Annotated in this window: 24 protein-coding genes; 16 read left to right on the top strand and 8 right to left on the bottom strand. The window is 65.2% G+C overall.

Annotated features, from left to right (window positions below):
• Window positions 1–11: 11 nt before the first annotated feature.
• From ACRQ5Q_RS36545 to ACRQ5Q_RS36510, 8 genes are all read left to right on the top strand, one after another.
• Window positions 12–329: a proton-translocating transhydrogenase family protein gene (locus ACRQ5Q_RS36545; protein ID WP_014492434.1), complete on the top strand. Its 318-nt coding sequence runs from the start codon at window positions 12–14 to the stop codon at window positions 327–329.
• A 39-nt stretch (window positions 330–368) separates the two neighbouring features.
• Window positions 369–1766: an NAD(P)(+) transhydrogenase (Re/Si-specific) subunit beta gene (locus tag ACRQ5Q_RS36540; protein WP_439394716.1), complete on the top strand. Its 1398-nt coding sequence runs from the start codon at window positions 369–371 to the stop codon at window positions 1764–1766.
• Window positions 1767–1779: 13 nt separating this feature from the next.
• Window positions 1780–1950 carry a hypothetical protein gene (locus tag ACRQ5Q_RS36535; protein ID WP_439394715.1) on the top strand — a complete coding sequence of 57 codons (171 nt, stop codon included), beginning with the start codon at window positions 1780–1782 and terminating at the stop codon, window positions 1948–1950.
• Window positions 1951–1978: 28 nt separating this feature from the next.
• The gene (locus tag ACRQ5Q_RS36530) at window positions 1979–2776 is read left to right on the top strand and encodes an alpha/beta hydrolase (protein ID WP_439399934.1); all 798 of its coding nucleotides are present in this window, start codon (window positions 1979–1981) and stop codon (window positions 2774–2776) included.
• On the top strand, window positions 2730–4208 hold the full coding sequence (locus ACRQ5Q_RS36525) for a sodium:proton antiporter (RefSeq protein ID WP_439370429.1): 1479 nt from the start codon (window positions 2730–2732) through the stop codon (window positions 4206–4208). The genes ACRQ5Q_RS36530 and ACRQ5Q_RS36525 overlap by 47 nt, the downstream gene beginning before the upstream one ends.
• 49 nt (window positions 4209–4257) lie before the next feature.
• Window positions 4258–5355, top strand: a complete 1098-nt coding sequence (locus ACRQ5Q_RS36520; RefSeq protein ID WP_439394713.1) for a calcium:proton antiporter — start codon at window positions 4258–4260, stop codon at window positions 5353–5355.
• 27 nt (window positions 5356–5382) lie between these two features.
• On the top strand, window positions 5383–5667 hold the full coding sequence (locus tag ACRQ5Q_RS36515; RefSeq protein ID WP_439394711.1) for a cupin domain-containing protein: 285 nt from the start codon (window positions 5383–5385) through the stop codon (window positions 5665–5667).
• Between the two features lie 87 nt (window positions 5668–5754).
• Window positions 5755–6663 (top strand): hypothetical protein, encoded by a 909-nt coding sequence (locus tag ACRQ5Q_RS36510; protein WP_439394710.1) that lies wholly within the window; start codon window positions 5755–5757, stop codon window positions 6661–6663.
• A gap of 12 nt (window positions 6664–6675) precedes the next feature.
• On the opposite strand, the gene ACRQ5Q_RS36505 is transcribed toward ACRQ5Q_RS36510, so the two are convergent.
• Together ACRQ5Q_RS36505 and rpsU are read right to left on the bottom strand one after the other, a co-directional pair.
• On the bottom strand, window positions 6676–7326 hold the full coding sequence (locus tag ACRQ5Q_RS36505; RefSeq protein ID WP_439370426.1) for a tetratricopeptide repeat protein: 651 nt from the start codon (window positions 7324–7326) through the stop codon (window positions 6676–6678).
• Between the two features lie 215 nt (window positions 7327–7541).
• Window positions 7542–7838, bottom strand: coding sequence for a 30S ribosomal protein S21 (gene rpsU / locus ACRQ5Q_RS36500; protein WP_027545547.1), 297 nt, complete (start codon window positions 7836–7838; stop codon window positions 7542–7544).
• A gap of 258 nt (window positions 7839–8096) precedes the next feature.
• On the opposite strand from rpsU, the gene aqpZ reads away from it, so the two are divergent.
• The gene (aqpZ, locus tag ACRQ5Q_RS36495; RefSeq protein ID WP_439394708.1) at window positions 8097–8819 is read left to right on the top strand and encodes an aquaporin Z; all 723 of its coding nucleotides are present in this window, start codon (window positions 8097–8099) and stop codon (window positions 8817–8819) included.
• Between the two features lie 37 nt (window positions 8820–8856).
• Here the strand turns inward: aqpZ and ACRQ5Q_RS36490 are convergent, their stop codons facing one another.
• Both ACRQ5Q_RS36490 and purE read right to left on the bottom strand, forming a co-directional pair.
• Entirely contained in the window at window positions 8857–9963 is a 1107-nt protein-coding gene (locus ACRQ5Q_RS36490) for a 5-(carboxyamino)imidazole ribonucleotide synthase (protein ID WP_439394706.1), read from the bottom strand.
• Window positions 9960–10448, bottom strand: a complete 489-nt coding sequence (purE, locus tag ACRQ5Q_RS36485) for a 5-(carboxyamino)imidazole ribonucleotide mutase (RefSeq protein WP_439394704.1) — start codon at window positions 10446–10448, stop codon at window positions 9960–9962. Before purE ends, ACRQ5Q_RS36490 begins: the two co-directional genes overlap by 4 nt.
• Window positions 10449–10590: 142 nt before the next feature.
• Between purE and ACRQ5Q_RS36480 the strand changes: the two genes are divergently transcribed.
• Complete coding sequence (locus ACRQ5Q_RS36480) at window positions 10591–11292, top strand: GGDEF domain-containing protein (RefSeq protein ID WP_439370422.1); 702 nt, start codon at window positions 10591–10593, stop codon at window positions 11290–11292.
• 2 nt (window positions 11293–11294) lie between these two features.
• Here ACRQ5Q_RS36480 and ACRQ5Q_RS36475 read toward each other — a convergent pair whose 3' ends face one another.
• From ACRQ5Q_RS36475 to ACRQ5Q_RS36465, 3 genes are all read right to left on the bottom strand, one after another.
• Window positions 11295–11546 (bottom strand): hypothetical protein, encoded by a 252-nt coding sequence (locus tag ACRQ5Q_RS36475; protein WP_439370421.1) that lies wholly within the window; start codon window positions 11544–11546, stop codon window positions 11295–11297.
• A gap of 22 nt (window positions 11547–11568) precedes the next feature.
• Window positions 11569–11787, bottom strand: a complete 219-nt coding sequence (locus tag ACRQ5Q_RS36470) for a hypothetical protein (RefSeq protein WP_439370420.1) — start codon at window positions 11785–11787, stop codon at window positions 11569–11571.
• Window positions 11788–11962: 175 nt separating this feature from the next.
• Window positions 11963–12169: a YdcH family protein gene (locus ACRQ5Q_RS36465; protein ID WP_018641547.1), complete on the bottom strand. Its 207-nt coding sequence runs from the start codon at window positions 12167–12169 to the stop codon at window positions 11963–11965.
• A 41-nt stretch (window positions 12170–12210) separates the two neighbouring features.
• On the opposite strand from ACRQ5Q_RS36465, the gene ACRQ5Q_RS36460 reads away from it, so the two are divergent.
• Window positions 12211–12438 carry a hypothetical protein gene (locus ACRQ5Q_RS36460; RefSeq protein WP_439394702.1) on the top strand — a complete coding sequence of 76 codons (228 nt, stop codon included), beginning with the start codon at window positions 12211–12213 and terminating at the stop codon, window positions 12436–12438.
• A 58-nt stretch (window positions 12439–12496) separates the two neighbouring features.
• On the top strand, window positions 12497–12676 hold the full coding sequence (locus tag ACRQ5Q_RS36455) for a YdcH family protein (RefSeq protein ID WP_025034152.1): 180 nt from the start codon (window positions 12497–12499) through the stop codon (window positions 12674–12676).
• Window positions 12677–12787: 111 nt separating this feature from the next.
• On the opposite strand, the gene ACRQ5Q_RS36450 is transcribed toward ACRQ5Q_RS36455, so the two are convergent.
• Complete coding sequence (locus ACRQ5Q_RS36450) at window positions 12788–13891, bottom strand: NAD(P)/FAD-dependent oxidoreductase (protein WP_439370417.1); 1104 nt, start codon at window positions 13889–13891, stop codon at window positions 12788–12790.
• 202 nt (window positions 13892–14093) lie between these two features.
• Between ACRQ5Q_RS36450 and ACRQ5Q_RS36445 the strand changes: the two genes are divergently transcribed.
• From ACRQ5Q_RS36445 to ACRQ5Q_RS36430, 4 genes are all read left to right on the top strand, one after another.
• Window positions 14094–16778, top strand: coding sequence for a sensor domain-containing protein (locus ACRQ5Q_RS36445; RefSeq protein ID WP_439394701.1), 2685 nt, complete (start codon window positions 14094–14096; stop codon window positions 16776–16778).
• A 141-nt stretch (window positions 16779–16919) separates the two neighbouring features.
• Window positions 16920–18374 carry a glycerol-3-phosphate dehydrogenase gene (locus ACRQ5Q_RS36440; RefSeq protein ID WP_439394700.1) on the top strand — a complete coding sequence of 485 codons (1455 nt, stop codon included), beginning with the start codon at window positions 16920–16922 and terminating at the stop codon, window positions 18372–18374.
• An 80-nt stretch (window positions 18375–18454) separates the two neighbouring features.
• Window positions 18455–19627 (top strand): ABC transporter ATP-binding protein, encoded by a 1173-nt coding sequence (locus ACRQ5Q_RS36435; protein WP_439394698.1) that lies wholly within the window; start codon window positions 18455–18457, stop codon window positions 19625–19627.
• Entirely contained in the window at window positions 19624–20538 is a 915-nt protein-coding gene (locus tag ACRQ5Q_RS36430; protein ID WP_439394696.1) for an ABC transporter permease, read from the top strand. Before ACRQ5Q_RS36435 ends, ACRQ5Q_RS36430 begins: the two co-directional genes overlap by 4 nt.

Raw genomic sequence — 20538 nt, 5'->3', positions numbered from 1 at the left:
GGAGATCCGCTATGGAGCATGCTGCACAGGTCGTCGACCCCTTCATCTTCCGGCTGTCGATCTTCGTTCTCGCCGTCTTCGTCGGCTATTTCGTGGTGTGGTCGGTGACGCCGGCACTGCACACGCCGCTGATGAGCGTGACCAACGCGATCTCCTCGGTGATCGTGGTCGGTGCGCTGCTCGCCGGCGGCGTCGCCAACGTTTCGAGCGGCTCGGGCTGGGCGCGCGCCTTCGGCTTCGTTGCGCTGATCTTTGCCTGCATCAACATCTTCGGCGGCTTCCTTGTCACCCAGCGCATGCTGGCGATGTACAAGAAGAAGTCGAAGTAAGCGGCCACCTCGGGCTGATGGGATCAATGGGGACCTGAGATGAGCGCCAACCTCTCTGCATTGCTGTATCTCGTGGCAGGAGTGCTGTTCATCCTGTCGCTGCGCGGGTTGTCGAGCCCGGCGTCGTCGCGCCAGGGCAATCTGTTCGGCATGATCGGCATGGCGATCGCGGTCGCCACCACGCTCGCCAACCATCCGCCGGCGGACGGTCTCGCCTGGGTGCTGGTGATCGTCGGCATCGCGATCGGCGCCGCCATCGGCGCGGTGATTGCGCGGCGCGTGCCGATGACGTCGATGCCGGAGCTCGTCGCGGCCTTCCACTCGCTGGTCGGCATGGCCGCGGTGCTGGTCGCCGCCGGCGCGTTCTATGCGCCCGAGGCTTTCGACATCGGCACGCCCGGCAATATTCACACCCAGAGCCTGGTGGAAATGTCGCTCGGCGTCGCCATCGGCGCGCTGACCTTCACCGGTTCGGTGATCGCGTTCCTCAAGCTGTCGGCGCGAATGAGCGGCGCTCCGATCATCCTGCCGGCCCGCCACGTGATCAACGTCGCGCTCGCGCTGGCGCTGGTCGCCTGCATCGTCGGCCTCGTCGTCACCGGCAGCCCCGTGTTCTTCTGGCTGAACGTCATCCTTGCGCTTCTGCTCGGCGTGCTCATGATCATCCCGATCGGCGGCGCCGACATGCCGGTCGTGATCTCGATGCTGAACTCCTATTCGGGGTGGGCCGCGGCCGGCATCGGCTTCACGCTCGGCAACTCGGCGCTGATCATCACCGGCGCGCTGGTCGGCTCGTCGGGTGCGATCCTGTCCTACATCATGTGCCACGCGATGAACCGGTCCTTCATATCGGTCATTCTCGGCGGTTTCGGCGGCGAGACCGCCGCGGCCGGCGGCGGCACCGGCGAGCAGAAGCCCGCCAAGCTCGGCTCGGCCGACGATGCCGCCTTCATCATGAAGAACGCCTCCAAGGTCATCATCGTGCCGGGCTACGGCATGGCGGTGGCGCAGGCCCAGCACGCGCTGCGCGAGATGGCGGACATCCTGAAGAAGGAAGGCGTCGAGGTGAAATACGCCATTCACCCCGTCGCGGGCCGCATGCCCGGCCACATGAACGTGCTGCTCGCCGAAGCCAACGTGCCCTATGACGAGGTGTTCGAGCTCGAGGACATCAACTCCGAGTTCGCGCAGGCCGACATCGCCTTCGTGATCGGCGCCAACGACGTCACCAACCCGGCCGCCGAAGAGGACAAGTCCTCACCGATCTACGGCATGCCGGTGCTCCAGGTCTGGAAGGCGGGCACGGTGATGTTCATCAAGCGCTCGCTGGCCTCGGGCTATGCCGGTATCGACAATCCGCTGTTCTACCGCGACAATACCATGATGCTGCTCGGCGACGCCAAGAAGGTCACCGAGAACATCGTCAAGGCGATGTAGCGCGAGAGGGACCGTGGCCATCAACAAGGAATGCCACCGGTCCCATCGCATGTCGCCCAAGGCAACGCGCGAGCAGCGCATCGCCTGGCACGCAGCCCGCAAGGCGGCGTGCGGCTGCCGCGACGTTCCCGCCAGCATACGGCCCGACGTCATGAAATTGCTGCGGAGCTATCGCAAGCCCTAGTCTGGATCGAGGGCCGGCCGCGCACATGATGACCATCGTCAAATGGACCCTCATCCTGCTCGCGAGCCTCTATCTTGCCGGTCTCGCCGTGCTGTATGTCCGCCAGCGCGAGATGCTGTTTCCGATCCCGCCCGTCGGCCGGACTGCTCCGGATGCTGCAGGCCTGCCCGAGGCTGAAGAGCATGTCCTGACCACCTCCGATGGCGAGAAGGTCATCCTCTGGCACGTGCCGGCGAAGCCCGGCCGTCCCGTGATCCTGTTCTTTCCGGGTAATGGCGATTACCTCGCCGGCCGCGTCGATCGCTTCAGGGCGATGACAGCTGACGGCACCGGGCTCGTCGCGCTGTCCTATCGCGGCTATGCCGGCTCGAGCGGAGCGCCGAGCGAAGAGGGGCTGCTGCGGGATGCCGCTTCCGCCTACGCCTTCACCACCGCGCGCTATGCCGCGGAACGAATCGTCGCATGGGGCTTCTCGCTGGGGACGGGCGTCGCGGTCGCCATCGCGTCCGAGCATCCCGTCGGCAAATTGATCCTGGAGGCGCCGTACACCTCGACGGTCGATGTTGCTGCCGCGGCGTTCCGCTTCGTTCCGGTCCGGCTTCTGATGCGCGATCGGTTTCGCTCCGACCAGCGGATCGCGCGCGTCAAGGTGCCGCTCCTGGTGATGCATGGCACCAATGACCTTGCCATTTCGATGGTGTTCGGGGAGCGTCTGTTCGCGCTCGCGCATCAACCGAAACAGTTCGTTCGCTTTGCGGGCGGCGGACACGACAATCTCGATGCATTCGGTGCGGTCGAGACAGCGAGGCGATTCATTGCTTCCTAGACGGTTTGCGCCCTGGCGGAGCTGCGTGGTCGTCGCCGCGCCTCTTTCGCTGTTGCCGCAGCCCGCATGGGCGGCGTCGGGGATCGACGGCGCGGCGATGCGCTGGCCCTATGCGCTGCCCTTTGCCGGCCTGTTGCTGTCGATCGCGCTCGGGCCGCTGCTGTTCGCGAAATTCTGGCACCATCACTACGGCAAGATCGCCGCGGCGTGGTCGCTGCTGGCGCTCGGCTCGCTCGTGATCTTTGCCGGAAGCGTGGCAACGCTGGCCGCGCTGATCCACGCCATGCTCGCCGAATATCTCGGCTTCATCGTGCTGCTGTTCTCGCTCTACGTCGTGGCCGGCGGCATTCTCGTCACGGGCGACATCAAGGGTACGCCGGCGGCGAATACCGGCATCCTCGCGCTCGGCACGCTGATGGCGAGCGTCGTCGGCACCACGGGCGCGGCGATGATCCTGATCCGCCCCCTGATCCGCGCCAACCGGGACCGGCGCCACAACGCTCACGTCGTCATCTTCTTCATCATCCTGGTCGCCAATGTCGGCGGCGCACTGAGCCCGCTCGGCGATCCCCCGCTGTTCGTCGGCTTCCTGCACGGCGTCGACTTCTTCTGGACCACGCGGAACATCTGGTTGCAGACGGTGATCGTCGCCGGACTGCTGCTCGTCATCTTCGTCGCCGTCGACGTCTGGCGTTTCGGGCGCGAGCCGCCGCTCGGCGACGCAGGTCCTGGGAAGCCGGTGCGGATCCGCGGCCTCGTCAATCTGGTGCTGATTGCGGTCATCGTCGCCAGTCTGCTGGCCTCGGCGACGTGGAAGCCCGGCATCGCGTTCGACATTCTCGGCACCAGGTTGGAGCTGGAAGATCTCGCCCGCAACGCGGCGCTGCTGGCGATTGCGGCGCTCTCGGTCTGGCTGACGCCGGACGAGCACAGGCAGGCCAACGGCTTCACCTGGGAACCGATCCGCGAGGTCGCAAAGCTGTTCGCGGGCATCTTCGTCGCCATCATTCCGGTCATTGCCATGCTCGATGCCGGCCATCACGGCGCCTTCGCCTGGCTGCTGTCGGCGGTCACTGCGCCGGACGGCACGCCGCGCGAGGCCGCGTATTTCTGGTGCACCGGGCTGATGTCGGCATTCCTCGACAATGCGCCGACCTATCTGCTGTTCTTCGAGCTGGCCGGCGGCGACCCGCAAGTGCTGATGCATGCCATGTCGGGCACGCTCGCCTCCATTTCCATGGGTGCGGTCTACATGGGCGCGCTCACCTATATCGGCAATGCGCCGAACTTCATGGTCAGCAGCATCGCCAGCGAGAACGGCATCGAGATGCCGAGCTTCTTCGGCTATCTCCTGCGCGCCGGCGCCGTGCTGATCCCGCTATTCCTGCTGCTGACCCTCCTGCCGATCGCGCCGATCCTGCACTGGCATTGAATCTGATGGCCGATTTGCTACTGCTCGGTTGCACAACTGGAGCCAGTGGATGAGCGCGCATAGTCCGATGCCCCGGTCGGCCTGGATCTTTCCGGCGCTGGCCGTGCTGTTGTTCGTTGCCGTCAGCGTGACGGGCTACGTCTTCACGCTGTCGCTGGCCGGCCTCGTCTTCGCCATCGTCCTTCTGGTCATCCTGTTCGGCACGGTGTTCGCCGCCGTTCATCATGCCGAGGTGATCGCCGAAAGGGTCGGTGAGCCCTATGGCACGCTGGTGCTGACGCTCTCGGTGACCATCATCGAGGTGGCGCTGATCACCACGATCATGCTGGGCGAAAAGCCGGCGCCGGAACTGGCACGCGACACCGTGTTCGCCGTGGTCATGATCGTCTGCAACGGCCTCGTCGGGCTCTGCATCTTCATCGGCGGCCTGCGCTATCGCGAGCAGGGCTTTCAGCTCTCCGGCGCCAACGTCTATCTCAGCGTCCTGTTCGCGCTCGCGACCATCACGCTGATCATGCCGAACTACACGACCACCACGCCGGGACCGGTCTATTCGTCCGTTCAGCTCGGCTTCGTCGACGTCGTCACGCTCGCGCTCTATGCGGTGTTCCTCTACACCCAGACCGTCCTGCACAAGGATTACTTCGTTCATGAACGGGCGGAGGGTGAGGGCGGGGCGGTGCACCTGTCGGTCCGAGCGCTCGCGCTCACCGTGGCGCTGCTCCTGATCTCGCTGCTGGCGGTCGTGCTGCTGGCCAAGAAATTCTCGCTGGTGGTCGATGCCGTCGGCGCCAGGATCGGCGCGCCGCCGGCCTTCGCCGGCCTTCTGGTCGCGCTGCTGATCCTGATGCCCGAGGGCGTCGCGGCCATCGCGGCGGCCCGCAAGAACGATCTCCAGAAGAGCATCAATCTCGCGCTCGGCTCGTCGCTGGCGACCATCGGCCTGACCATCCCCGCCGTCGGTGTGGCCACCTACGCGCTCGACAAGGAGCTCGAGCTTGGCCTCAGCGCGCAGGGCAGCGTGCTTCTGCTGCTGACCTTCTTCCTGAGCATGCTGACCTTCGGTACGGGCAGGACCAATGTCCTGTTCGGCCTGGTCCATATGGTGGTATTTGCCGTCTACGTGTTCATGGTTTTCGTGCCCTGAAGCGCTCCGTCCCAGGAAAGGTTTCCGATGCTTGCCGCCCAGTCCGACGTCCAGATCGACAACGAAGAGGTCCGGGTAACCGAATGGCGGCTCGCCCCCGGCAGCGCGACCGGGCACCACACCCATGGGATGGACTACGTGATCGTTCCCGTCGTCGCCGGCGAAATGACCATCGTGGCACCTGGCGGCGAGCGCTCCAAGGCGCAGCTTGCGGCCGGAAAATCCTACTTCCGAAAGGCCGGCGTTCAGCACGACGTACTTAACGAAACCTCAACTGAGATCGTGTTCCTTGAGATCGAGCTGAAGGCGTAGGGTTACCTTTGCCATCGATCCGTCGCAGTTGATCCCTTACAATGCCCCAAAGTTCCCGCATCTGGTCGCGCGGGGAGTGGCCGAGAAATGCTGAAATACCTCGCTAAAATCTCGATGGATATTTTCCCCTCGGTGCTCGCGACGATCATCGGGGCCTACATCGTTAACCACTACATCAATGCCAAGCCGGCGGCGGATACCCCCGCGGCCGTCGTTGCGCCTGCCGAGGCCGGCAGGGACGCCAAGCCGACGGACACCGCCAAACTTCCCGGGCCCGGCGTCAAGGCCAAGGGGGTCTCCGAGAAGAGCGTCTCCGATAAGAGCGTGACGGACAAGACCGCGGCCGATAAGCCTGCCGACAAGCCCGAGACCAAGGCTGCGGACACAGCTCCCACTGAGACCGCCCCGCACGGCCGCCCGTCGCGCGAGAAGGCGGCCGCGAAGTCGACCCCGACAGCCACCGCCCCGGTGGTGGAGGCCAGTTCTGCGCCGGCCGCTGCATCCCCGGCTGCGACCCCCGACGCCAACGATCTGGCGCGTGCCGCCATCGAGCGTCTTCGCAAGTCGCCTGAGGGCAAGGCTGCCGAAAAGGCTGCCGAAGCCAAAGCCGCCGAGACCAGGCCGGTCGAGCGGAGCCCCGAGCCCGCGGTGCGCGAAGCCACCCGCGTCCCCGAGGCCCCGCGTGTCGTCACGACGGAGCCGTCCGTGGTCCGTCCGCTGCCGCCGCCGATCACGGTGTCCACGCCCTCAACCGAGGCGTATGGCAATGCCGGTTCGCCGCCGTCCTACACGGCCTCGGTCGGCAGTGACGACCCGAACCGGATCACGCCGCCGGCTGACATTCCCGTGCCGGTGATTGCGCCGCCGCTCGACCTCCGTGCCGATGCCGATGGGGCCATGCCCCGGCCGAAGAAGACCAACGTCGCGGACGAGATGCTGTCGGGCATGAAGTCGATGTTCCACTCCGTCCTGCCGAAGAGCGCTACCCCCGATTAAGCCACCCCGCTGTCAGCCGCCGACGCGGGCGAGGCCGCTGCGGGCGGCATCGTCGCGTGGACGCAGGGCAACCGCCTTGTTGTAGGACGCCGCCGCCTTGGCCCTGTCGCCGAGCCGCTCATAGGCCTGTCCGCGCGCGGTCCAGACCTGGGGATTGTGCGGATCGGCCTCGGAGGCTTCATCCAGGTCGGCCGCGGCTTCCTTGACCTTGCCGAGCGCCAGATAGCTGGTGGCGCGGCCGAGCAGCGGCTCGGCCTTCTGCGGGTTGAGCCCGCTTGCCGCGCTGAAATCGGCGATGGCGAAATCGTGCTGGCTGTTGCCCTGGTAGATCAGCGCGCGGCCATAGAGCGCCTGCGCATTGTAGGGATCGAGCCCGACGGCGCGGTTGAACTCGTCGAGCGCCGCCGCGGTCTCGCCTGACCTGGCGAGGGACTGGGCCTTTGCGGTATGGGCCTGGGCTTCGGTGACGTTGCCGGCGCTCACCGCGCTCTCGGCAGTCGCCGCCGCCTTCGGAGCCTCCTGCGGCTTCTCCTTCTCCGGCATCAAGGATCCCAGGTCGAAGGAGCAGCCGCACAGCGCAATTCCCATCAAAGTCAGCGCGAGCGGCTGGCGCAAGATCAGGCGTCGTCGCGCCAAGCGGCGCTCGGGGAGAGGGGAGGCCATCTACGGTTCGCTCGCGCTAGAGCATGATCGGAAAAGTGTGTCGCGGTTTTCCGAAAAGATCATGCTCAAACAACAATCTAAAGCGCGATGATCAACCTCATCGCGCTTTAGTGCCGCATCGGAGTGCCCCATCCCAGAAAGGCACCGCTATAAAATAATAACGCGGGCTCTGGGCCCGCGTCATCGAAAACTGGAGTCTGGTAAATCCGGAAAGATCAGCGCGGTCCGCGCGGACCTGCACCCGGGCCGCCACGACCGCCACGCTCGCCACCGGGGCCGGCGCCGAACACCGGCTTCGGCTTCATCGGCAGCAGGCCTTCGCGCTGCAGCTTCTTGCGGGCCAGCTTGCGCGCGCGGCGCACGGCCTCGGCCTTTTCACGGGCCTTCTTCTCGGAGGGCTTTTCGTAGTGACCGCGGAGCTTCATCTCGCGGAAAATCCCCTCGCGCTGCATCTTCTTCTTCAGCGCCTTGAGGGCTTGATCAACATTGTTATCGCGAACGAGAACCTGCACGCGGCATCCTCTTCAGTGGATCGATTTGAATTCTGGTAAGTCAAAGGGAATGGCAAAAAGCCCGGCGCCCTTAACCTTGAGCGCGCGGATGTATCAGACAAAACCTGAGATGTCCACCTGCCAAGAGGTGTTTCGGGCCAAGTTCAGCCATTAAATGAGGCGAAAATGGCCCTGCGCGACCCTGATTTGGCGGTTTGGCGCCCTTGGTGGGCCGCGACCGGAGCTTTGTTCCGGAATCTTTGAAATCAGGGGACGACAATGGATATGAAAAAATATGCTGCCGAAGCTATCGGCACCTTCTGGCTCACATTCGCAGGTTGTGGCAGCGCAGTGATCGCGGCCGGCTTCCCCCAGGTCGGAATCGGTCTGGTCGGAGTGTCCCTGGCGTTCGGTCTCAGCGTGGTCACCATGGCCTATGCCATCGGCCACATCTCGGGCTGCCATCTCAATCCGGCGGTCACGGTCGGTCTTGCAGCCGGCGGCCGTTTTCCGACCGGACAGATCCTGCCCTATATCGTCGCGCAGGTCGTCGGCGCGATCGTTGCGGCCGCACTGCTCTATGTGATCGCCAGCGGCGCCCCGGGCTTCGACGTCACCAAGGGCTTTGCGTCGAACGGCTTTGGCGCACATTCGCCCGGCCAATACGGCATGGTGGTGTGCTTCATCACCGAGGTGGTGATGACGATGATGTTCCTGTTCGTCATCATGGGCGCCACCCACGGCCGCGCCCCTGCGGGCTTCGCGCCGCTCGCGATCGGGCTCGCGCTGGTGATGATCCATCTCGTCAGCATTCCCGTCACCAACACGTCGGTGAATCCGGCACGCAGCACGGGCCCCGCGCTGTTCGTCGGCGGCTGGGCGTTGGCACAGCTCTGGCTGTTCTGGGTTGCGCCGCTGATCGGCGGTGCGCTCGGCGGGGTGGTCTATCGCTGGCTCAGCGAGGAGCCCGCGGGCGTGGTCGCGGGCGTGAAGACGGCGTGATCGCCAAGCGGGATTGCAGCCTCTGCTGCCGTCCCGCTCACTTCTCCTTGGCGGGCCGGACTTCGGTGACGTGGCCCATCTTGCGGCCGGGGCGCGGTGTGCCCTTGCCGTAGATGTGCACCGTCGCGCCCGGGACCGTCAGCCATTTGTCGTAGTCGTTGATCTCGTCGCCGATCAGATTGGTCATGGTGACGATCTCGCCATGGCGCACCGGCTTGCCGAGCGGCCAGCCGGCGATGGCGCGGATGTGCTGCTCGAACTGCGAGACGGAGGCGCCGTCCAGCGTCCAGTGCCCGGAATTGTGCACGCGCGGGGCGATCTCGTTCACCAGCACCTTCGAGCCGGTGCCGTTGGCGAGCACGAACATCTCCACCGCCAGCACGCCGACATAGTCGAGCGCCGTCGCGATCTTGCTCGCGACGTTGCGCGCCTCGTCCGCGAGCGCGTCCGGGATCGGCGCCGGCGCGCGCGACACTTTCAGGATGTGGTCGCGGTGCTCGTTCTCGGTCACGTCGAAACACTCGACCTCACCTGTGGCCGAGCGCGCCGCGATCACCGAGATCTCGCGCTCGTACGGGATGAAGGCCTCCAGGATCGCCGATTTGGTGGCAAGGCTGGTCCACACCTTGGCGATGTCGTCGCCGTCGCGGATGATGACCTGGCCCTTGCCGTCATAGCCGAAGCGGCGGGTCTTCAGCACCGCCGGCAGGCCAATCCTCAGGATCGCCTCGCGCAGCGAGGTGACGGAGGTGACGTCGGCATAGGCCGCAGTGCCGATGCCGAGCTTCGTCACGAAATCCTTCTCGGCGAGCCGGTCCTGGGTGGTCTCGAGGATCTTGCGATTGGGCAGCACCGGGCGGCGCGCATCCAGCACCATCGCGGCGGCCGCCGGCACGTTCTCGAATTCATAGGTGATGACGTCGACGTCGTGGGCGAACAGCTCCAGCGCTTCGACGTCGGCATATTCGGCGCAGGTCGCGTTGAGCACGACGTCGAAGGCCGGCGAATCCGGATCGGGCGAGAACACCTGGCAGCGCAGGCCGAGCCGCGCCGCAGCCATCGCCAGCATCCGCCCCAATTGTCCGCCGCCGAGGATTCCGATGGTGTCGCCGGGCTTCAGCTTCACCTGCTTTGCGTCAGTCACGCCTTGTCCTCCGGACGCTCGGCAACCGCGTCGGTCTGCGCCTTGCGCCATGCGGCGAGGCGGCCGGACAGGGCCGGGTCGGACAATGCCAGCACGGCGGCCGCAAGCAGCGCCGCGTTGATCGCGCCGGCCTTGCCGATGGCGAGGGTGCCGACCGGGACGCCCGCGGGCATCTGCACGATGGAATAAAGCGAATCGATGCCCTTGAGTGTCTTCGATTCGACGGGAACGCCGAAGACCGGGAGCTCCGTCAGTGCCGCGGCCATGCCCGGCAGATGCGCAGCGCCGCCGGCGCCGGCGATGATGACCTTGTAGCCCGCCGCCTTGGCGCCCTTGGCGAAGGCAAACAGCCGGTCGGGAGTACGGTGGGCCGAAACGATGCGGGTCTCGGCGGCGACGCCGAGCGCGTCGAGCGTCTCGGCGGCATGCCGCATCGTGTCCCAATCCGACTGGCTTCCCATGATAATGGCGATCGGCGCGGTCATGACGTCAATTGTGCTCGGGAAAGCAGAAACATAGGCCAGATTAACGGTTCCGGCCGGCGGCTCGCAAGGCGGTGGCAAGGAGAAGGGAATGCACTATCCTGTCTTGGTGAATCCCCGCAAGCCTTCATTGAGCAGGATGCCCATGAAGAAACCAAAAAGGGCGAGCGCTGCGAAGGCCAAAAAGGGCCGGAAAACCAGCGCCGGTCGATCCAAAGCCGTCTCGAATCGCCCGGCCAGGTTGGCCTCGCGTACAGTGCCGGTTGCCGGCAACAGCAAGGCGACCATTCGCGACCTCAAGGCCAAGCTCAAGACGGCCCTGCTGCGGATCTCGGAACTCGAGGCAGCCGCCGACACCGACTTCCTGCTCGAGATTCCGAACCGGCGCGGCTTCGAGCGCGAGCTCACGCGCGCCATCGCCTACATGAAGCGGTATCGCGCCAGCGGCGCGCTGATCGTGCTCGATGTCGACCGGCTGAAGCCGATCAACGATTCCTACGGCCACGCCGCCGGCGACGAGGTGCTCAAGACGATCGTCGCGACGCTGACGCGGCAGATCCGTGCCTCCGACGTGGTCGGCAGGCTTGGTGGCGACGAGTTCGCGCTGCTGTTGTGGAATCTCAACGAGACCGATGCCAAGGCGAAGGCCGCGACCCTCGAGCAGGCGATCGACGAATTGTCCTTCGACTTCCGCGGGCAGCACGTGACGGCGGGCGCCTCTGCCGGCGTCGCATTGCTCGGTCCGCATTCCGATGCGGGCCGCGCCCTGGAGGAGGCCGATGCGGCGATGTATGTGCGCAAGGCGCATCGCCGGCATGAGCCGCGGATCAGGCTCATCAGCAGCTGATGCTAGAGCGTGGCGAGATCTTCCGGCACGTTGCCGAATTTGCGCAGCAGCGTCGCGTCGCCGAATTCGCCGGTCATGGGATCGCCGCTGCGGCTGAAGGCGACCGCGCCGATATGGCCGGCAACGCGCGCGAGGATCTCAGCGCGCCGCAGTGCTGCCGATGAGGACTGACACTCCTCCGCCGCGCCTGCGACGGGAGATCCGTCGGCATCGATCAAAAAGGGCATTGCAACGTAATAGGTCACATCCGACATGGCGTTGCTCCAATGTTGAAAGTCAAGCGGCGCTGCTCTTGCTCCGCACCTTGCTGCGTGTGGTCTCGGCAATGCAGCCGGCGGAGATCGCCGCCTGCAATTCTTCCAGTTCTGCCTCCAGATACTCGTTGGCCATGATCAGCGCCTTGATGGTGCTGCGCAGATTGCCGTCGCACATCGCGATCGCCTGATCGCAGGCCTGTTCATAATGGCTGTTGTCCAAAAGCGCGGGTGCCGGCATCTGCGTTGTTCCTCGTGAGTTATCCTTGGGAACTTTCTTGGGGTTTTCCCTTTGGGTTTCCCTTGGGCATTTCCCTTGAGCGTTTCCTGGGGGTGTCGGGCGCAGGGATGTTCCTATTTTGTTCTTTTCGAGTCAAGCGGATTCAGGCACGGCGTCACCGTCGCGCGGGACGCGATCAGGCGATGATGTCGGGCGTGATCTGGTCTTCGATGAACGCGATGCGGTCGCGCAGCAACAGCTTGCGCTTCTTCAGCCGCTGTAACCGCAATAGGTCGGGGGCAGGCGATTGATGCAATGCATCGATCGCGGCGTCGAGATCTCGGTGTTCCTGCTGCAACCGGGTGAGCTCGGCTTCGAGCTCACGCTCGTCTTCATGGGTCATGTCTGCGGTGGCCGAAAACCGATAGGCGTGGGATCTGGGCTGTGGATGCCCTGTGGAAATTATCGTCCTTGCGCGGCGTGACCGCAAGCGATCTCGGGCTGTCGCGCACCGATCTCTCGCAAGATATTCAACGGTTCGCTGCGGCGCTGCGCGAGCGCATTGATATCATGGATTTTTCCCGCAGAGTTCCGTACTCACGCTTCATTACATATGAATTTTCAAAAATGACATTGCGACGACGGATACCCATCGACAGAACGAATCGGTGATGTAGACTTCGCCGTCCGGATCGAATCCTGAGGTTCAACCCTACCGAGGAGGTTTCGAATGACAATTCAGGCACATCTGGTTGAATTGGAGCGGAAACACAAACTTCTCGAAAACGAATTGCACGAAGCTCTCGTGCACCTTTCAACAGACGACCTGCAAATTGTTGAGTTGAAGCGCCGGAAGTTGATGGTCAAGGACCAGATCGAGCGTCTGAAGCAAGGCGATACGCTCCACTAGCAATCCCCGTAACAGTGTTGAGTTGATCGTACCCTCTCAGGCAGGGATGGGAGCCTTTGCGCTCATCCCTGCTGCGAGGCACGACAACGCGCGCGCATCGTTGCGCGTGGGCTAGATCTCTGCGAGTTCGGCGACGTGATCGGCGATCGCGAGCGACGACGTCAGTCCCGGCGATTCGATGCCGAACAGGTTGATCAGGCCTGCGACGCCGTGATCGCGCGGCCCCTGCATCAGGAAATCCTGTGTGGCCACCGCCGGCGGCACGATCTTCGGGCGGATGCCTGAATAGCTCGGCATCAACGCGCCGTCGGGCAGCGTCGGCCAGTACTTGCGGATCGCCGGATAGAAGCGCTCGGCGCGTGACGGGTCGACCTCGTAGTTGATCGTCTCGATCCACTCGACATCGGGACCGAAACGCGCCTGCCCTGCCATATCCAGCGTCAAATGCACTCCTAACCCGCCGGGCTCGGGCACCGGATAGATCAGGCGCGAGAACGGCGCCCTGGCGCTGCAGCTGAAGTAATTTCCCTTGGCGAGATAGGCCGGCGGAATCCGATCCAGCGGCATACCCTCGATGTTGCGCGCGACGGTCGTCGCCGAGAGTCCCGCAGCGTTGACGAGGAGGCTGCATTGCAGCGTCATCGGCGCCTCGCCGCCGGCCTCGACCTCGATCACGCCGGCCGCGGCCTTGGCGCGGACCAGTGGCGTGTGAAACGCGAAAGCGGCGCCGGCTTCCTCGGCCTCGCCGCGCAGCGAGAGCATGTAGGCGTGGCTGTCGATGATGCCGGTCGAGGGCGAGAGCAGCGCGGCGTCACAGGCCAGCGCTGGCTCCAGCGCGCGTGCGGCCTCACCCGTGAGCAGCTGCATGTCGAGCACGCCATTGGCCTCTGCATGCGCCTTGATCGATTGCAGCTTCTCGGTTTCCTTCGCATTGGTCGCGACGATCAGCTTGCCGCAATTCTTGTGCGGGATGCCCCGCTCGCCGCAGTAGCGGTAGAGCGCGTGCTTGCCGCTGACGCACATCCGCGCCATCCAGCTCCCGGCGCGATAGTAGATGCCGGCATGGATCACCTCGCTGTTGCGCGAAGAGGTGATGGTGCCGATTGCCTCGGCTTCCTCGAGCACGATGACCTCGCGTCCGGCCTTCGCGAGCCTCCGGGCCGCCGCAAGTCCGATCACGCCGGCTCCGATGACGATGCAGTCGACCTTATCCATGGTTGTGCAGGACGTCCGCTGGAAGCGCCGGTGGAATTGGACCTGAGAACGCGGGCCAGGGGCCGTTTTCCATTAAGGAGGCATTTATCATGTCAGGGCAATTGGCTCATTTGGCGTCGCATTTTTCTGTTGCGCGTACAGGCGTTTACCCGATCCAAACCCGCGAGGCCAGACAATCCGACATTGAAATCGCGGGTGGCTGATGGCTGAGAAGAACTGGCACGAGGGCAGCACGCTTCCGATTGCTGTGCAGGCCGTCGTGTGCCTGGCCAGCGCGGTCGCGCCTGCGCGCGCCTTTGCGCTCTCGGACGGCCTCGCCCCGGCGAGCTACATCGGCCTACTCGATCCCAACCTGATCTGGGAAGTGCTGATTGCGGGCATCGTCGTCTGTGCGTTCCTGGCGGCTGTCGCGCTGTGGGTCCATTCGGCGCTGCGCCGGACGAGGCGGTTGCAATTGCGGCGCAACGCTTTCGTCTCCTCCGCCATGAACAATCTCAACCAGGGCGTGGTGATGACCGATGCGCAGCGGCGCATCATCTTCTGCAACGACCGCTATCTCGACATTTACGGCCTGACCCGCTCGGACCTGTGGGCCGGCATGAACGGCCACGACATCCTCGAGCTCAGGCGCAAGCGAGGCGTCCTCGGCGTCTCGGACGACGAATTCTACGAGAAGGCGGCAAGCCCCAACGGGCTGATCACCGAGTTGCCCGACGGCCGGGCCATCCTGGTGAAATATTTCATCCTGCCGAACGGCGGATCGGTGGCGACTCATCTCGACGTCAGCGACCAGCGCAAGCTGTCGCGGCAGCTCGCCTCCACCAAGCAGTTCCTGGAATCGGTGCTGGACCATGTGCCGGCCTGCGTGGCTGCGAAGAACATCGACGATGGTTGCTATATCTTCGCGAACAGCGCCTGCGAGCGGTTCTGGGGACTGTCGCGGGACTACGCCGTCGGCAGGAATGCGCGGGAGCTGTTTGCGCCGGGCTCGGCAGCGAGCATCGAGGCGGCCGACCGGGCGGCGCTGGAGGCGCCGGATGGTCAGTTCCGCAATGAGTTCGAGGTCGACCGCGGCGGCGAGCGGCGCATGGTGGCTTCGATCCGGATCGTCGTCCGCAGCGAGAGCAACAAGCCGGAATTCCTGCTGCTGGTGTTCGATGACATCACCGACCGCCGCTCGCTGTCGCAGGAGCTGGAAAGCACCAAGAAATTCCTCGAGCTCGTCGTCGACAACATCCCGGTCGCGCTGATCGTGGAGCAGGTCGAGGACGGTCGTTACCTACTCGCCAACCGCAGCGCCGAGACGATCCTCAACCGGCGTCGCGAGGAAGCCACGGGCCTGACCGCGTCCGACATCTTCAATCCAAAGGAAGCCAAGCTGATCATCGCCCGCGACGAGGCGGCGATCAAGAAGCGCGGGATGATCACCGAGGAACACCCGATCTCCACCAAGGACGGCCTACGGCTGTTCCTGACCCGCCGCGCCACCGTGCTCAGCGACGGCGGCGAGCCGCAATACCTGATCAAGACCCATGAAGACGTCACCGACCGCCGGCAGACCGAGTCGCGCATGGCGCACATGGCCTATCACGACGGTCTCACCGATCTGCCGAACCGCGCCGCCTTCCTGCAGGCGCTGACCCAGATGATCGAGGCCTGCGAAGGCACCGGCGAGGAGTTCGCCGTGCTCTGCGTCGACCTCGACGGGCTCAAGGAGGTCAACGACGTCTTCGGCCATGCGCTCGGCGACAAGCTCCTGGTCGAGGTGGCCCAGCGGCTCCAGGACTCCGCGCGGGGCGGCGTGGTGGCGCGCCTGTCCGGCGACGAGTTCGGCCTGATCATCGACGGCAAGCAGCCGGAAGCGGGCCTCGCGCTCGCGCGGCAGATCGGCGATGCCGTCGCGCAGGAGTTCCAGATCGATGGGCGGCCGGTCCGTGCCGGTATCACCACCGGCATGTCGATCTTTCCGCATAATGGCGCGGATGGCGCCTCGCTGCTGGCCAATGCCGGCGCGGCACTGTTCCGTGCCAAGCAGAAGTCGCGCGGCACGATCAGCCTCTACCAGCCGGAGATGGACCAGCAGATCCGCGATCGCCGCGTGCTGCACCAGGACCTCTCGATGGCGATCAAGAACGGCGAGCTTTCGCTCGCGTTCCAGCCGCAAGGTGCCGCGGGCCACAGCGTCGCCGAGAGCGACATCATCGGCTTCGAGGCATTGGCGCGCTGGCAGCATCCGGTGCGCGGCCAGGTCTCGCCGGCCGAATTCATCCCGATCGCCGAGGAGAGCGGCCTGATCGTCGAGATGGGCGAGTGGATCCTGCGCGAGGCCTGCCGCGAGGCGGCGTCCTGGCCGAAGCCGCTCCAGGTCGCGGTCAATTTGTCGCCGGCGCAGTTCATGCACGGCGATGTGGTTGGCCTCGTCCATTCCATCCTGATCGAGACCGGCCTTGCCCCCGGCCGGCTCGAGCTCGAGATCACCGAGGGCGTGCTGATCGAGGATTTTGATCGCGGCCTGGCGCTGCTGCGTCGCCTCAAGGCGCTCGGGGTTCGCATCTCGATGGACGATTTCGGCAGCGGCTATTCCTCGCTGAGCTATCTCCAGGCGTTCCCGTTCGACAAGATCAAGATCGACCGCGCCTTCATCATCAATCTCGGCCGCAACCCGCAATCGGCAGCGATCGTCCGCGCCGTGATCGATCTCGGCCACGGTCTCGAAATGTCGATCATCGCCGAGGGCGTCGAGACGCTCGAACAGCTTGCCTTCCTCGCCAAGGAGGGCTGCGACGGCGTGCAGGGCTATCTGCTCGGCAAGCCCCTGCCGATCGGCAAATACGGCGATCTCGTCGGCCGCGCCGAGACCATGGAGCTTGCGCTCAAGGCCGGCTAGAGCGTTTTCCAGCGAAGTGGAGACCGGTTCGCGTCAAGAAAGCGCATCAAAATAGGAATCCAGAGCCCCGTTCCGATTTCATCGGAACGGAAATGGCTCTAGTGAGGGTTAAGCGGTTTTTCGCTCGCTCTCGACGGTTTCATGGCGGACTACGATCTTGCGATCATCGGCGGCGGCCTGAACGGTGTCAGCCTGGCGCGCGATGCGGCCGGGCGCGGTCTGCGCGTGATTCTGTTCGAACAGGGCGATCTCGCCGGCGCTGCGTCGTCGGCGACGCCGCGGCTGATCCATGGCGACCTGTCGGTGCTGGAGCGCCGCGGCTTCTGGCGGGTGCGCCGGGCGCTCGCAGAGCGCCGGATCTGGCTCCGGATCGCGCCGCACCTGGTCCGGCCGATGCGCTTCGTGATTCCTGCGCATTCCGACGAGCGTCCGCCGTGGCTGTTGCGCGCCGGTCTCTACGTCTATGACGGCCTCACCAACCGGGGCGGTCTGCCGCCGTCAGCGACTCTCGACATCACCCATCATCCGGTCGGGAACGCGCTGAGACGTCCGTTCGGCACGGCGTTCGAATATTGGGACTGCGTCGTCGACGATTCCCGCCTGGTGGTACTCACGGCGCTTGATGCCGCCGAACGTGGCGCGGCGATCCGGACCGGGGCGCGCTGCGTCCGTGCCGATCGAACCGACACCTGGCGGCTCGCGGTGATCGATCGTGGCTATCGCCGTATCGTCACCGCGCGGGCGCTCGCCAACGCCACCGGCGCCTGGACCGCGGTGGTCGCGGACACCGTGCTGCGTCAGCCGCAACCGGCGATGGCGGCCATGCAGATGAGCCAGATCGTCGTGCCGCGCCTGTTCGATTCTGAAAACGTCTATGTCTTCCAGAACAATGACGGGCGGCTGATCTTCGCCCGGCCCTTCGAGCGCGACTTCACGCTGATCGGCACGGTCACGCACGCTTTCACCGGTGACCCCGCCATCGTCGCGATGCCGGGCGCCGATGTCAGCTATCTCTGCGAGGCCGCGAGCCGCTATTTCCGCGAACGCGTTGCCCCGACCGACGTGGTCCGGACCGTCTCGGGCGTCAATTTGGCGCTGGCGTCCGCGCGCGGGCGCGAGGGCGCGACGCTGTTCCACGCGCGCCGGCGCAAGGCGCCGCTGCTGACGATGTTCGGCGGCGATGTCACCACCTCGCGCCTGCGCGCGGAGCGGGCGGTGACGAAGCTGACCCCGTTCTATCCGATGTCGCCGCCCTGGACCGCCGGCGCTGCGCTGCCCGGTGGCGATTTCGCCTGGGATCGTTTCGACACCGAGGTCGACCTCGCGCGCGATCGCTGGCGCTTCCTTTCGGAGCCAGAGGCCCAGCGCCTGGTTGCGGCCTATGGTTCTCGATTGTCCGCCGTGCTCGGCGAGGCCAAGAGCCGCGAGGAACTCGGCCCCGCCTTCGGTCCCGAACTGACCGGCGCGGAGGTGCGCTATCTCCTGACCCACGAATGGGCGCGCTTTCCGGACGATGTCCTGTGGCGCCGCTCCAAGCTCGGTCTGACCATGTCGACGGCCGACCGTGACGCGCTGGCTGCGTTCATGGCGGTTTGATGCGAACGATCGTCCCCGTAGCGGTTGAGCAAAGGCCAATCGGCCGCTAGCGTGCGGCGGAATCGGGGTTGGCAGGGATCATGGCGGAAGAGTTGCCCGGAACGAATTTGGCGGCGGATGCAGCCGCCGGAGATGCATATCCCGCCGCGGGCCAGCCGCTGCTACGCATCGAGGGCGTCGCCAAGACCTTTGGCACGTTCCGGGCCGTGGACGGCGTGTCGCTCGATATCAAGGCCGGCGAGTTCTTCGCGCTGCTGGGCCCCAGCGGTTGCGGCAAGACCACGCTCTTGCGCATGCTCGCCGGCTTCGAGGCGCCGGACGAGGGGCGCATTTTGCTGGGTGGCAGGGATATTGCGCAGGCGCTGCCGCATGAGCGGCCGATCAACATGATGTTCCAGAACTACGCGCTGTTTCCGCATCTGTCGGTGCGCGACAACATCGCCTTCGGCCTGAAGCGCGCCGGCATGGCGCGCGCCGAGACCGCCACGCGCGTAGCGGAGATGGTCGGGCTGGTGAAGCTCGAAGGGCTGGAGAAGCGCAAGCCGGACCAGCTCTCCGGCGGCCAGCGCCAGCGCGTCGCGCTCGCCCGCGCCCTGGCGCGCCGGCCACAACTGCTGCTGCTCGACGAGCCGCTCGCAGCGCTCGACAAGAAGCTGCGCGAGAGCACGCAAAGCGAGCTGATGGAACTGCAGCGGCGGCTCGGCATGACCTTCATCATCGTCACCCACGACCAGGAGGAGGCGATGACGATGGCGAGCCGGATCGGGGTGATGAAAGCAGGCAAGCTTGCCCAGGTCGCGAGCCCCCGCGAGCTCTACGAGGCGCCGCGCTCGCGCTGGATCGCGGAGTTCGTCGGCGACATCAATCTGTTCGACGGCGAGTCCAAATTGCGCGACGGTCATCGTCTGGTCATTGGCACGCGTGACGCGGGCGCGCTGGTGGTGGCCGAGCCGCGGGAGCCGGTCGGCGCGGGAAGATTTTCGGTCGCGATCCGCCCCGAGAAGGTCAAGCTGTCGCGACGCGCGCCGGTCAGCGAGGCCGGTCGTGAAAGCGCGATCAACGCCCTCGACGGCGTCATCGCCGACATCTGCTATCTCGGTGGCACCACCACCTACAAGGTGAAGCTCGATACCGGTGGGCTGCTGCAGGCGTCACTCGCCAACAGCGCACGCATCGACGCCGACGCCTACAGCATGAACCAGCGTGTCGTCGCCTGGTTCACGCCCGACGATTGCGTGGTGCTGCCGTCATGAGCTCCCGTCGCATCTTCGCGCGGCCGGCGCGCTTTGCCGCGATCGCACCCTATGTCTGGATGGCGCTGTTCTTCCTGGTGCCGTTTGCCTTCGTGCTCAAGATCAGCCTGTCGCAGACCGCGATCGCGCAGCCGCCCTACGAGCCCGTGTTCGACCCGACGGCGGGATGGGAGGCGTTGAAGGCGGCATTCGCTTCGTTGTCGGTCGACAATTTCAAACTGCTCGGCTCCGACGACATCTACGTGTTTGCCTATGTGCGCAGCCTGACGGTCGCCATCACGGCCACCGCCCTGCTGCTCCTGGTCGGCTATCCCATCGCCTATGGCATGGCGCGATTGCCAACACGCTGGCAGGCGGTGGCGATGGTGCTGGTGATCGTGCCGTTCTGGACCTCGTTCCTGATCCGCATCTATGCCTGGATCAACATTCTCCAGCACGACGGCCTGCTCAACCAGATCCTGCTGGCGCTGCATCTGGTCAGCCAGCCAGTGGTGTGGCTCTCCACCGACACCGCGATGTATATCGGCATCGTCTATTCCTATCTGCCGTTCATGATCCTGCCGCTCTACGCCACGCTCGCCAAGATGGAGCCGGCGCTGGAGGAGGCGGCCTCCGATCTCGGCGCGCCGCCCTGGCAGGTGTTCTGGCTCGTCACCTTTCCGCTGTCGCTGCCCGGCGTCGGTGCCGGCGTGCTCTTGTGCTTCATCCCCATCGTCGGCGAATTCGTCATTCCGGATCTCCTGGCCGGCTCCAATTCGCTGATGATCGGTCAGACCCTGTGGCTCGAATTCTTCACCAACAAGGACTGGCCGGTCGCTTCCGCGGCAGCCATCGTGCTGCTCGTCGTTCTGCTGGTGCCGCTATTGCTTTATGAGCGCCTGCAGAAGCGGCAACTCGAACAGAGGCGGTGA

The sequence above is a fragment of the Bradyrhizobium sp. PMVTL-01 genome (genome assembly GCF_051861855.1).
Taxonomy (GTDB): Bacteria; Pseudomonadota; Alphaproteobacteria; order Rhizobiales; family Xanthobacteraceae; genus Bradyrhizobium.
This window is presented reverse-complemented; position numbering and strand designations above follow the sequence as displayed.